The sequence below is a fragment of the Chitinophaga rupis genome (genome assembly GCF_900109685.1).
Classification (GTDB): domain Bacteria; phylum Bacteroidota; class Bacteroidia; order Chitinophagales; family Chitinophagaceae; genus Chitinophaga; species Chitinophaga rupis.
Genome location: NZ_FOBB01000006.1, coordinates 360689 through 372802 on the forward strand (window position 1 = coordinate 360689; position 12114 = coordinate 372802).

The following is a 12114-nucleotide window of genomic DNA, read 5'->3' on the forward strand; positions in this document are numbered from 1 at the left end:
ATTTGCACATTATTTAATTTTTCTGATCATAAGCAAACCATCCCGGATGGTGAGCAGCACCTGTTCTGCACGGGCATCGGCTTTTACTTTTTCGCAAAAGGCGATCATGGCTTTCGCGTTGGCGCTTTGCTGGCTTTCGTCCTGCAGTACTTCACCGTGGTAAAGCACATTATCAGCCAGTATAAAACCACCGGGCCGCAGCTGTTCCCATACCAGGTCCAGGTAATTGGCGTATCCCTGCTTATCTGCATCTATAAATACCAGGTCAAATGTTTCCTGTAATTGCGGGATAATGTCGGCGGCTTTCCCTATGCGTAACCGGATCTTATTTTCCAGTCCTGCTTCTTTAAAATAACGTCTGCACAATTCCTCTCTTTCTTCGTTAATGTCGAGTGTGTATAACAGGCCGTCTGCGGTGAGGCCCTGTGCCAGGCAAATGGCAGAATAACCGGTGTAGGTGCCTATTTCCAGTATGCGGCGCGGCTGCACCATATGGCTTACCATAGACAGGTACTGCCCCTGCAGATGCCCGCTCAGCATGTGCGGCTGCTCCACTTTCAGGTATGTTTCGCGGTGAAGGCGGCGCAGCACGTCATTTTCCGGGCTGGTGTAATTTTCCGCAAATGCATTCACTGCTGCAGATATAACGTCCATAAGCTGGAAAAAATTTCTGCAAACCTACGGAAATTAGTTGGCAGTTGCCAGCTGGCAGTGGGCAGTTGGCAGTCGCCAGTTTGCAGTTGGCAGTATGACCATGTTGCTATGCGCATATGAAACAATGATAGCTTGCGGATGCCGGCAAATACTGGCACCCTGTCCTCAGACTGCCAACTGCCAACTAAAAGTTCGGTCTTAATTTATTGGTTGTGTAGAATACACGGAAATACTCCACCACTTCATCGGCGGTATCAAAAAGCTTCAGCAGGCCCAGGTCTTCAGGACTGATGTTGCTTTCCTTTTCCATCATTACATTACGGATCCATTCCAGCAGGCCGCTCCAATATTCTTTACCCACCAGCACCATAGGGGTTTCTGTCATTTTCTTTGTTTGTATGAGTGTGGCTACTTCAAAAAATTCGTCCATGGTACCAAAGCCACCGGGCATCATTACAAATCCCTGGGCATACTTGGTGAACATTACTTTACGTACAAAGAAGTAATCGAAGTGCAGGTTTTTGTCGTAGTCTACATATTGATTGGGATATTGTTCGTGCGGCAGGGTAATGTTCACGCCTACGGATTTGCCTTTAGCTTCCTGTGCACCTTTGTTGGCGGCTTCCATTACGCCGGGGCCGCCGCCGGAAATAATACCAAAACCATCTTCTGCCAGGCGCCGGGCTATTTCCACGGTAAGGTCGTAATATTTATTACCCGGTTTTGTACGGGCGGATCCGAATACTGATATACAGGGTCCCATTTTGGCCAGGGCTTCAAATCCTTCTACGAATTCGGCCATGATCTTGAATATTTGCCAGCTGGAATGGGCTTTGGTTTCTGTCCAATCTCGCTCTTTCAGATTTTTTAAAGTAGTGTTCATTGTATAATATTGATTTAACAATATAGCAATTTAGATATTATTTTTAGTCCACAGTAAATAGTCCATGGTCCATAGTCGATGGTCCATGGCATATTACGCAGGACTTGTAGCCCGTGGAACGGCCATGGCTAGTGGATGAAGGACCTATGATTTATGTAAAGGCCATGGACTATAGACCATCGACCATGGACTAAAACTAAAAATAACACCTATGACTAAGAACATGGCAGTATTTTGCGGATCCAGCCTGGGCATGCATCCGGAATATGCACGGGAAGCTAAACAGCTGGGGTATTTGCTGGCAACCCGAGATATTAACCTGGTATATGGCGGCGGAAAGGCCGGATTGATGGGCGTTATAGCGGACAGTGTTTTAGAGAACGGCGGTAAGGTGATTGGCGTAATACCTGAATTCCTGAACACACGGGAGCGTAAACACGAAAACCTGACGCAGCAGATAGAGGTGCAAACCATGCACCAGCGTAAAACTATCATGTATGAAATGAGCGATGCCGCCATTATATTGCCGGGCGGTTTTGGTACACTGGATGAGTTCTTCGAGATCGTTACCTGGAACCAGCTAACGCTGCACAGCAAAATGGTAGGGCTGCTGAATGTTGAAAATTTTTATGAGCACCTGTACCAGCACATGCTGCGCATACGTGATGAAGCCTTTGCTCCTACCGCACAAATAGAGCACCTCCGTATGGCGGATACAGCAGAGAAGCTATTGGGATTAATGGTATAACCGTTAAGGTGTGCCACAAAGGTGTGGCTCGTGTAATCGTTTTTTAAGTTATTTTTAGCAGCATATAATTGGGGAACATTTAAACCATCAGCATGTCAGCCACCTTGTTATTCAGCTTAGTGATCGCTTATTTCCTGGTATTGCTGGCAGTTGCCTGGGTTACCAGCCGCAACTCCAACAACGATTCTTTTTTTATTGGTAACCGCAACAGTAACTGGATGCTGGTGGCCTTTGGAATGATCGGTACTTCGCTGAGCGGTGTTACGTTTGTGAGTGTACCCGGCACAGTAGGCGGTAGTGGCTTTGCTTATATGCAGGTGGTGATCGGTTACTTTATCGGTTATTTTATTGTGGCGTTTATACTGCTGCCGTTGTATTACCGGCTGCACCTGACCTCCATCTATCTTTACCTGGAACAGCGTTTTGGGCTGGTGGCCTATAAAACCGGGGCCTTATTCTTTATTATTTCCCGTACGCTGGGTGCTACTGCCCGGTTGTACCTGGTAATAAATGTGCTGCAGCTGTTTATACTGGATAACCTGCATGTGCCTTTCTGGGTTACTACGTTTGTGATATTGCTGATGATATTGTTGTACACCTTTGAAGGAGGCGTAAAAACCATTGTGTTTACGGATACCCTGCAAACTACCTTTATGCTTTTAGGGCTGGTAGTGTGTATTGTGTACATAACCCGCAGCCTGGGTTTTTCTTTTGGTGAAACCATGTCTGCGTTAAATGCCAAAGGGTTTACGCGCATCTTTAACCCGGATGTGAACAGCGGCGGCTTCTGGCTAAAACAAATACTGGGTGGGGCTTTCATCACTGTAGGTATGACAGGGCTTGACCAGGAAATGATGCAAAAAAACATCAGTGTAAAAAACCTGGGCGATTCACAGAAGAATATGGTGAGCTTTAGCATTGTGCTGGTGCTGGTGAATTTTTTGTTCCTGCTGCTGGGCGGCCTGCTGTACCTGTTTGCAGAAAGTAAGCAGATCGGTATTAAAGGGGATGACCTTTTCCCTACCGTTGCATTGAGCTACCTGCCGCCGGTGATCTCCTTTGTATTTATTATTGGTTTGATCTCCGCACTGTTTCCCAGTGCTGACGGGGCTTTAACGGCGCTTACCTCCTCTTTTTGTATTGACCTGCTGGGCCTGAAAAAACGGGAAGACCTGGATGAAAAAGGTAAAACAAAAACCCGGCGCAGCGTGCACCTTACCTTTACGGTTGTCTTCTTTTTATGTGTAATGATCTTTAAATGGATCGACAATAAATCCATTATTGATATTATCCTGAAAATTGCCGGTTATACCTATGGCCCTTTGCTGGGGCTGTTTGCATTTGGTATTTTCTCGAAAAAGGTGGTAAGGCAGGGATATGCAGTGCTGATCGTTTGCGTGGCAGCGCCGGTGATCTGTTATATTCTCAGCGATAATGCGGCCCGCTGGTTCAATGGCTTCCAGATAGGGATTGAGCTGCTGATACTGAATGCGCTGATCACTATTTTAGGGCTATCGATCATTTCATCAGAACCTCCAAAAAAGGAACGTAAAAAACGGCTACCACAAAACTAACGGGCAAAAAAAGAGCAGGTAACTTGACAGAAACCTGCTGTACATTTAACACGTTATGAACGTGCAGCTCTTAACATGTAAGCGCTGCATTATCTTTCTTGATCTAAAGCCAGCAATTATCTAAATTATTTATGGGTTAGGGATCAGAAAAATCCGGTGTATTATGCGACCACTGCCTGTCTTGCTCCTTCTTGTACAGATACTTTTTTGGCGCCCTCAGATGATCATAATGGGATAGCGGCAATGCAATTGACGTGCCTGATGCATAATAACGTGGTTTTAACAAAAATTACCACTAATGTTGGTTAAAACCTAATTTTTTATTAAAAAGTTTTGTTTTCCTTCTTTCAGGGGAATGGTACTGTTATTCCACACAAAACGGCCGGAAAGGCCCGGCGGTAACGTAACCTCTGCTGCTACCCCACTGCTGCCTGTTCGTTTAAGAGTTACCGTTATATTGCCCAGCGGATGCGGCATCGTGCCATTTACGGCTGTCAGCTCGCCCATGGCAGGTTGTATCTTCACTGCAGCAAATCCTGGCTTATCCGGCATAATGCCGCAAATGGTGGCCAGGAAATCATAGTTAGGGCTGGCGCTCCATGCATGACAGTCGGAACGGGTAGGTTCCGGATTTTCTGCAAAAGTCGTAAGCCCCATATTCAGCATATCCCGCCAGGGTTTCAGCTGCGCATAATAGCGGCTGGCCATGCCTGCTTTTTTAAGGGCCAGGTTCAGATAAAAACGATAATAAAAAGTAGCCTGGCTCAGGGTACTATCATCCAGGATCCGCTGCAACACAGCTTGCTGCCTGCTTTCAGGTATTGCACCGGACAATACGGCTATAATACCTGCATGCTGGCTGAATGTATTTTGCAGGGGCGTATTGGCCATTTCATTGCGGGAAGCATTGAAACAAAGCGCATAGGTGCTTTTATTCAGCGTAGCGGCTAACTGACTGTAATACTGCGCTTCAGCCTGTTTGCCGTAAGCAGTGAACAATGCAGCGGCCTGCTGTAAGGTGTAAGCATACTGCAGGGTAATGATTGCAGAATTACCATCTGTGGCGCCATCTGGTGTACCACCGGGGAATGCATTGTTCCAGTCTGTAAATCCCCACCATTGCATAGGGCCTAACATGTTCTTTTGCCGATCAATATGTTTTTCATACCAGTCCAGCACTCCGCGTACGGCGGTAAGGTATTGCTGTATAAATGCATCATCCTTACGGTGCATCCAGTAATCATATACCATGGATACCCAGTACAGGGAAAAAGGCGGTATCACCTGAAGGCGGTTACTGGGATAGCGGCCCTGGGTAAGGCCTTCCGGCACACGGGAGCAATAAAAATCATGAATGGCCTTACGCATTAAACGATCGTCGCCGGTAACGTACAAAGATATGAGGGATTGTATGCGGGTATCTCCTTCATACTGTAGCTGCTCGTAGTACGGGCAGTCAAAATAAGTTTCGCCGGCACATAAACGGGCCGTGCGCCAGCCCACATCCCAGATGGCTTTCAGGGAAGTATCGTTACTGCTGAAACTTGCTTTTTGTACAAAGGGATAACCGGTATAGCTGCCCTTAAGATCGTTTATAACGAGCGGCTCATTACCCGTGGTAATATCCAGCTGCAGGTAACGGTACGTGCGGAACCACAAGGGGCGGAAGCTGCGCAGCTCCCCGCCATCCGGCTCAAAAATGTCAAAGTTGCCCATGATCTCCCGGCCTTCTACGTCATTGCGGTTGCCTTTTTTATAGTTGGAGAACAGGGCTTCTGCATACGTCATTTTTACGGTGCTGCCGGCGCCTTTGCTTACTGTAAGCTCAGGATAGGCGGCGGTGTTAAAAGACTGATCCAGCAGGATGCTAACGGTTTTATTTGCGGGTATAGTAAGCGGTGCGTTGCCGCTAAGGAAATCATCATTTGCTGTAATGCCCTGTGCACGCCTTACTTTTTGCAGGCGTTGCGGTGTTTCCTCCATCAGCGGAATGCTGCGCGGTACCAGGGTCCACAGGTTGTCTGAACCATAACCCGCTGGCTCCGGGGTGGTGACAGATACGGCGGCCGGCCAGCTATTATCATCATACGTTGGCTGCTCCCAGCTCCATGGATAATCTGTTGCTTTTACATGATCACCAGGGCCTACCACCATATAAGTGCGCAGGCGCCTGCCGTTATCGACAGAGCAGGGAGTATAGGCTTTATTGATGTACACCTTCCAGGTGGTATTGGTATTCACCTCTTTTTCTGCTTCGGTATCGCCCTGTACTACCAGGCCGGTTTGATTGGATACCTGCGCTACCGGTGCATATACACCCATGTTCCAGACCAGCGCGGCCAGTACATTGCGGCCGGCCTGCAGGTAAGGGGCAAGATCTACCGTTTCAAAATTCCAGTTATACAGGTCGCCCCGGGCAGGGCCGCTGCATATGGGCTGGCCGTTCACCCATAAGCGGTAACGGTTATCTGCAGAAATATGAATTATGTAACGGGATGGTTTAGTGCTGAGGTTAAGCGTTTTGCGGAAGTGATACACCCCGTAATCACGCTGGGCTATGCCGGGTGCGGAGATCCAGGACGATGAGCGCCAGGAGCCTTTGAGCAGCTGCGGATTCACCGGCAGGTCCTGTGCAAATACCTGCATGGATAATAATGAATATAAGGACAGGAGTACGAATGAACGCATACGTGGATGTGGAATTTGACCAGTAAAATAAATAATGCTGATGAATTGTTATCCTATGGTGTCCTAGTTGGGGGGGCAACTATTTCCTCTGCCAGGCCCAGGGCCAGCGTCATGCCGGCGCCGCCAAAACCGTTTACGATGGTGACATTCTTTTCCGCTTCCATTACCAGGTTGGTTTGGCCGTTCGTAAGCTTGGGATAAATGCCATGCCAGCGCTCCTGTATGGTAAAGTCAGGGGCTTTAAGAAAGGTGTGCATATAATCCAGGATCAGCTTATTAATGAACTCCTTATCAAAAGGTGCAAAGTCGGGGCCGTATTCATGGGAATCGCCCAGGGTTAGCTCCCCGCCCCCATTCTGAGATACCAGCACATGCACGCCCCATTGCAGGTATTCCGGCATTTGCTCCTGCACCCGTTGCCGTAAGGCGGCTAAAGTTTTGCAGGTATTAAAGGCGCTGTAATGCAGCAGGGTTAAACCAGCGCACAAAGCAGGTCCTAACTGCCAGCTGCCGGGCTGCGGCACGGTGCGCATCATCTGCAGCTTGCACTTAATAAGGGCTGTTTGTGCAAAGGCTTGCGGGTACAGGGTTTCAAAGTCGGCCCCACTGCATACAAATACGCGGTCTACCTTCCACTGCTCATCTACGGTTTGAATGTATGGCCAGCTAATGCTGTTCACCGCTGTGTTAAAACGCAGGGTAACATTGAACTGCTGCTGCAGGTGTGCGGCTATCATGGCGCTGGCTTCGCGCGGGTTTACTGTCATTTCAGTGGGGCTGTACATGGCGCCTAACAGGCCTTCCATTTTCACTGCCTGGCTGCGGGCAGCTACCTGTGCGGGGGTTAGCAGCTCACAGTCATAACCGTTGACGGGTGCTGCCTGTACAAACTCTTCCAGCACCGCCAGCTCATCTTTTGCATACACCAGGTGCAGGGAGCCGGTTTCATTGCATTCCAGTCCTGTAGCGGTAGACAGCTCTTTCCAGATGCGGCGGCTCGCCATGGCGCGGCGGTAATGCTCACCTGTTTGCTGGCCAATGGGCCATACTAACCCGAAGTTGCGGATAGAAGCGCTCAACGCACGGCTGTTACGCTCAAACAGCACTACTTTATTACCTTGCTTTGCCAGCTGATAAGCAACTGCCAAACCTGCTATACCTGCGCCTATAACGGCTACGTCGGCTTGTTTCATAATGATTGAATGTGCTGGTGTGGTGTTAGCTAATTATTTCCAGGATCTCTTCCAGCCCGGCAATAAGATGGGTGTGCGGACCTTTTTCCAATGCCTCTTTTGTATAGGCGCCGGTAGTAACGCCTATTACATACGGGCAACCGGCATTAGTGCCTTCCTCCAGGTCGGAGATAGTATCGCCTATTTTAGCTACCTGCTGGATGCTTTGTATGCCCAGCTGTTCCATGGCCCGGTAGATCATATATGGATATGGGCGGCCCTGGGCTACTTCATCGCTGGTAACTACGGTATCTATAATGCCATTGTTTAGCCAGCCTACCCGTTCTAATATAATATTGGTGATGGCGCGGTCAAAACCGGTATCCAGCGCAATCTTAATACCGCGTTGTTTCAGGGCCTGAAACACTTCGCCGGCGCCGCTTTTTTCCCTTACGCTGGCATCCTGCTGATAGTGCGTGCTCATTTGCTGTACAAAAAGCGTGTGCAGGCCGTTTACAAAACCGTCGTCCTGGTGGCGGGTGTCCTGCTTTTGCTGTAACAGGTAGCGGATAGCATAGGGTTTGGCGTAGCCCATTACCTCATTTACCTCCGGCAGCGATACCGGTACCCCGGCCTGTTGTTGTATTACCTGCTGTAATACCCGTCCTACGTTGGATTCATCGTGCAGGGTAGTACCTGCTATATCAAATACGGCTAATTGTAAATTCATGAGAGTAATGGTCAATAAGGTTACGGGTACAAAGGTATAAAAGCAGGTGATACGGAGTTTAGTATTTATAAACAATTAACAATAGATTTATAAAGTAAAAAGTAAAAAAGTAAAAATTAAAATATTGGATACTACAAAAAAGGGAGGATTGAGGATTGAGGGGTAAGAGTTATGGGGTTGAGGATTGAGGGTGAGGATTGAGGGTGAGGATTGAGGGTGAGGATTGAGGGTGAGAATTGAGGGGTGAGGGTTGAGGATGGGAGTTGAGGATGGGAGTTGAGGATGGGAGTTGAGGATGGGGTTTGAGGATGGGGTTTGAGAATTGAATTAAACCAGGCAGATACTAAAAAAATAAGGCGTGCAAAGCAAACGATCATACGTTCACCCGGCACGCCTTAGCTGCGGTATATAAATAAACTTACAGTCCAATGTTAAAGCCCATACGAAACTCGGGGCGATTCTGGTAGGGAGACCATTCATCCTGGATCACATCATACAACACCATGATGTAAAATGCAGAACCGCCATCCCCTAAAGGCTGGGAATAACCACCACCCAGCAACAAACTGGGTACACCTTTATTTATGGAAACGGAAGTTTTAGGATCTGTGTAATAAGTGGTTTTTACACTCACATAGTTGAACTCCGGCTGTGCGTGTAAAAAAAACATTTCAAACGGGTAAAACCGGCCCCACAGGCCACCTCCAAACACTTTGTAGGAATCTTTCTGTGTAGTGCGGCCACTATAATCCTCCCATTTTTCAGATGCATACTGCGCATTGATGCTTACACCTGCAGCAAACATTTCTGAAAAACGGTAGCCCAGCAACGGCGATACATTAATGTTGGTATAACTGCCAAAGGTAAGCCCCAGCGAACCGCCGATCATCAGGCGGGAGGGATCAAAACCTTTGCGTTCGGAGCTGGTAGTATCTGTTTTATAGTACTGGGCCTGTGCAGCGTGCATACCTGCCAGCAGCAGTATACATAAGAGCAAACGTTTCATCGGTTACTTGTTTAATGTTTTTTTAAGCTATGGGTGTATTTCATATTCCTGTACCACACTTTACAAGCGCGGTATGTTTAGTCAAATATTTTCCCTCTGTTCAAAATATTGCTGGGATCAAATACCTGTTTGATCTGTTTCATGATCTGCAGGTGCTGATCATCAAAGATCACATCCATGTAGGATTTCTGTACCAGGCCAATGCCATGCTCCCCGGAAATAGTGCCGCCCAGCCGTTTTACCAGCTCAAATATTTCACGGATGCCGGTTTTGAGCGTTCCATTCCACTGCTCTTCCGACAGCTCTCCACGGATAATGTTCACATGAAGATTACCATCGCCCGCATGCCCGTAACACACAGAATGGAAGCCATATTTTTTACCAATATCCTTTACGCCTTTCAGTAATGCAGGCAGCTCTGCACGCGGTACTACGGTATCCTCCTCCTTATATACAGAGTTAGCTTTAACGGCTTCGGCTACACGCCTTCTTAATTTCCAGAGCTCTTCTTTCTGCTGATGGTCTTCTGCAAAAAGAATATCCCCGCAATCAAATTCCGCCACCACAGCAGCAATGCCTTCCATTTCCTGCATCAGCACTTCTGTATAGTTGCCATCCACCTCTATCAGCAGGTGGGCCTGGATACCTTCTTCTATTTTTACCGTGCTGCTATCTACATAACGCGTTACCCATTCCAATGCATCACGCTCCATAAACTCCAGTGCAGATGGAGTGTATCCTGCACGGAAGATGGCGCTCACTGCGGCGCAGGCATTTTCCGCAGAACGAAAAGGCACCAGCATCAGCAGGTCATATTTGGGAGACGGAATTAAGCGTAATACTATTTTAGTTACAATGCCCAGCGTACCTTCACTGCCTACTACCAGCTGGGTTAAGTTATAGCCGGTGGAGTTCTTCAGCACATTGGCGCCCGTCCATATTACGGCGCCGGAGGGCAGCACTACTTCCAGGTTCAGCACATAATCCTTTACCACACCATATTTTACGGCTTTGGGGCCGCCGGAATTTTCCGCAATATTCCCTCCTATTAAACAGGAGCCGCGGCTGCTGGGATCGGGCGGGTAGAACAGCCCTTTTTCCCGTACTGCATTCTGCAGCACTTCTGTAATAACGCCCGGTTCTACTGTTACCTGCAGGTTCCGTTCGTCAATAGCTATGATCTTGTTAAAACGCTCCATAGACAATACTACCCCACCCCACTGCGGCAAAGCGCCGCCGCTTAAACCGGTACCTCCGCCACGGGGTGTTACCGGCAGGCTTTCCTGCTGGCACAGCTGCATAATACTGCTTACCTGCTCCGTGGTATTGGGTTTCAATACTACTTCCGGTAAATAGTGCAGGTCTTCTGTTTCATCGTGCGCATAGTGATGCAGCGCTTCCTCGTCTGTTAGTACATTGGCCGCTCCCACAATCTCCCGGAAAAGGTCCAGGTGCCGGGCATCGAGCTTGGAGAAATTCGTCATGAAGCAAAGATAACGCAAGATGAATTACGAATTATTTAATTACGAATTACGAATTAGAATGCAGCGGATCGTAAAAAATTTGGTTACCTGCATATTCACTTTTACGCAGTACCAATTCGTAATTCGTAATTGATCAATTCGTAATTAAGTTCAAAAGCTTGGACACAATGTGGCTCTGCGGGCGCTGCTGAAGCTGCGGTTGGGATAAAGGCCGGTATAAACAATACCTATTTCGTAGGCGCCACGGCGGCCGTTGGATACGGCCAGGTTAGATGCCGTAACATCATAGCTGAACATCATGCGCACCTTGGAGATCTCATATCCTACCAGGAAAATAAAAGCATCGTTCAGGCGGTAATAAGCGCCGCCAAATACCTGCTTGGTACCATCGCCGGAAAGGTTATAGGCTGCGTTGGTACCCATTACCAGCTCGCGGGAGCCGGCCTGCCGGGTATAATAGGCGGCAGGGTTCAGGATCACCTGGTCATTCAGCTTAAAAATACCATTCAGGAAACCGATATAACGGCGGTCTATCTGGTTATTGCCCTCATAAAAGCTTTCATGCGGCTTGTTCACGTGCTGCACGGAAAAACCGCCATTCACGTAAATATTATCGGTAGGAAAGTAAGCGTAGTTCATACCCACCTGCATGTCGAAATAATTCACTTTTGACTGCGTAATGGGTTCTGCAGTGGGCAGCTCAGAATCAAAGAACTTACCGTTCCACTGGTCGCCAAACGTAAGCTTAGCCAGGTCTACCCGCTTATTGGCAGATCCTACATTAAAGCCTAAGGACAGCAGGCTGCTTTGCCCTAACAACTGGTGGTAGGCTACAGAGCCATATACCTTGGTAGAGGTAAGGTTACCGCTGCCCGCCTGGTCACGCAGGATCACGCCGCCCAAACCTACCCAGCCATACTCCAGCCGGTCGCGGAACAGCTGGAAATCGGCAAAGGCCGACATCGTCTTATATGGCACCGGGATGCTGGCCCACTGGTTACGGTAGTTGATACCTACCCGGTAATTACCATCCGGGATAAAACCGGTATTGGCCGGATTGGTAGTTAGCGGTGAGTTAAAGAACTGCGAAAAATGCAGGTCCTGTGCGGCTCCCTGCAGGGAAGCGAACAACAATACTAAACCGGCTACATAAAATTTTACTGGCTGCTTCATGG

Annotated in this window: 10 protein-coding genes; 2 read left to right on the plus strand and 8 right to left on the minus strand. The window is 48.2% G+C overall.

Annotation, left to right across the window (positions count from 1 at the left end; genetic code table 11):
- Positions 1 to 9: 9 nt before the first annotated feature.
- Positions 10 to 654, minus strand: coding sequence for an O-methyltransferase (locus BMZ54_RS22705; RefSeq protein WP_089917722.1), 645 nt, complete (start codon positions 652 to 654; stop codon positions 10 to 12).
- Between the two features lie 184 nt (positions 655 to 838).
- Positions 839 to 1537, minus strand: coding sequence for an LOG family protein (locus tag BMZ54_RS22710; protein WP_089917724.1), 699 nt, complete (start codon positions 1535 to 1537; stop codon positions 839 to 841).
- Between the two features lie 211 nt (positions 1538 to 1748).
- Here BMZ54_RS22710 and BMZ54_RS22715 point away from each other — a divergent pair, with 211 nt between their 5' ends.
- Positions 1749 to 2285: an LOG family protein gene (locus BMZ54_RS22715; RefSeq protein WP_202909324.1), complete on the plus strand. Its 537-nt coding sequence runs from the start codon at positions 1749 to 1751 to the stop codon at positions 2283 to 2285.
- A gap of 92 nt (positions 2286 to 2377) precedes the next feature.
- Positions 2378 to 3859 carry a sodium:solute symporter gene (locus BMZ54_RS22720; RefSeq protein ID WP_089917726.1) on the plus strand — a complete coding sequence of 494 codons (1482 nt, stop codon included), beginning with the start codon at positions 2378 to 2380 and terminating at the stop codon, positions 3857 to 3859.
- A 312-nt stretch (positions 3860 to 4171) separates the two neighbouring features.
- On the opposite strand, the gene BMZ54_RS22725 is transcribed toward BMZ54_RS22720, so the two are convergent.
- From BMZ54_RS22725 to BMZ54_RS22750, 6 genes are all read right to left on the minus strand, one after another.
- Complete coding sequence (locus BMZ54_RS22725) at positions 4172 to 6547, minus strand: alpha-L-rhamnosidase-related protein (RefSeq protein WP_089917728.1); 2376 nt, start codon at positions 6545 to 6547, stop codon at positions 4172 to 4174.
- 53 nt (positions 6548 to 6600) lie between these two features.
- A complete protein-coding gene (locus BMZ54_RS22730) occupies positions 6601 to 7740 on the minus strand; it encodes a TIGR03364 family FAD-dependent oxidoreductase (protein WP_089917729.1) in 1140 nt (379 codons plus the stop codon).
- 25 nt (positions 7741 to 7765) lie between these two features.
- Positions 7766 to 8449 carry an HAD hydrolase-like protein gene (locus BMZ54_RS22735; protein WP_143081108.1) on the minus strand — a complete coding sequence of 228 codons (684 nt, stop codon included), beginning with the start codon at positions 8447 to 8449 and terminating at the stop codon, positions 7766 to 7768.
- A 418-nt stretch (positions 8450 to 8867) separates the two neighbouring features.
- Positions 8868 to 9455: a hypothetical protein gene (locus tag BMZ54_RS22740; RefSeq protein WP_089917732.1), complete on the minus strand. Its 588-nt coding sequence runs from the start codon at positions 9453 to 9455 to the stop codon at positions 8868 to 8870.
- A 77-nt stretch (positions 9456 to 9532) separates the two neighbouring features.
- Positions 9533 to 10939: an FAD-binding oxidoreductase gene (locus BMZ54_RS22745; RefSeq protein ID WP_089917734.1), complete on the minus strand. Its 1407-nt coding sequence runs from the start codon at positions 10937 to 10939 to the stop codon at positions 9533 to 9535.
- A gap of 150 nt (positions 10940 to 11089) precedes the next feature.
- Positions 11090 to 12112: a PorP/SprF family type IX secretion system membrane protein gene (locus BMZ54_RS22750; protein ID WP_089917736.1), complete on the minus strand. Its 1023-nt coding sequence runs from the start codon at positions 12110 to 12112 to the stop codon at positions 11090 to 11092.
- Positions 12113 to 12114: the final 2 nt, after the last annotated feature.

Bases quoted from the DNA above. Each gene is read 5' to 3' on its own strand.
- BMZ54_RS22725 (WP_089917728.1), bottom strand. From the start codon at position 6,547: ATGCGTTCATTCGTACTCCTGTCCTTATATTCATTATTATCCATGCAG.
- BMZ54_RS22740 (WP_089917732.1), bottom strand. From the start codon at position 9,455: ATGAAACGTTTGCTCTTATGTATACTGCTGCTGGCAGGTATGCACGCT.
- BMZ54_RS22745 (WP_089917734.1), bottom strand. From the start codon at position 10,939: ATGACGAATTTCTCCAAGCTCGATGCCCGGCACCTGGACCTTTTCCGG.
- BMZ54_RS22720 (WP_089917726.1), top strand. From the start codon at position 2,378: ATGTCAGCCACCTTGTTATTCAGCTTAGTGATCGCTTATTTCCTGGTA.
- BMZ54_RS22735 (WP_143081108.1), bottom strand. From the start codon at position 8,449: ATGAATTTACAATTAGCCGTATTTGATATAGCAGGTACTACCCTGCAC.
- BMZ54_RS22715 (WP_202909324.1), top strand. From the start codon at position 1,749: ATGACTAAGAACATGGCAGTATTTTGCGGATCCAGCCTGGGCATGCAT.
- BMZ54_RS22730 (WP_089917729.1), bottom strand. From the start codon at position 7,740: ATGAAACAAGCCGACGTAGCCGTTATAGGCGCAGGTATAGCAGGTTTG.
- BMZ54_RS22710 (WP_089917724.1), bottom strand. From the start codon at position 1,537: ATGAACACTACTTTAAAAAATCTGAAAGAGCGAGATTGGACAGAAACC.
- BMZ54_RS22705 (WP_089917722.1), bottom strand. From the start codon at position 654: ATGGACGTTATATCTGCAGCAGTGAATGCATTTGCGGAAAATTACACC.
- BMZ54_RS22750 (WP_089917736.1), bottom strand. From the start codon at position 12,112: ATGAAGCAGCCAGTAAAATTTTATGTAGCCGGTTTAGTATTGTTGTTC.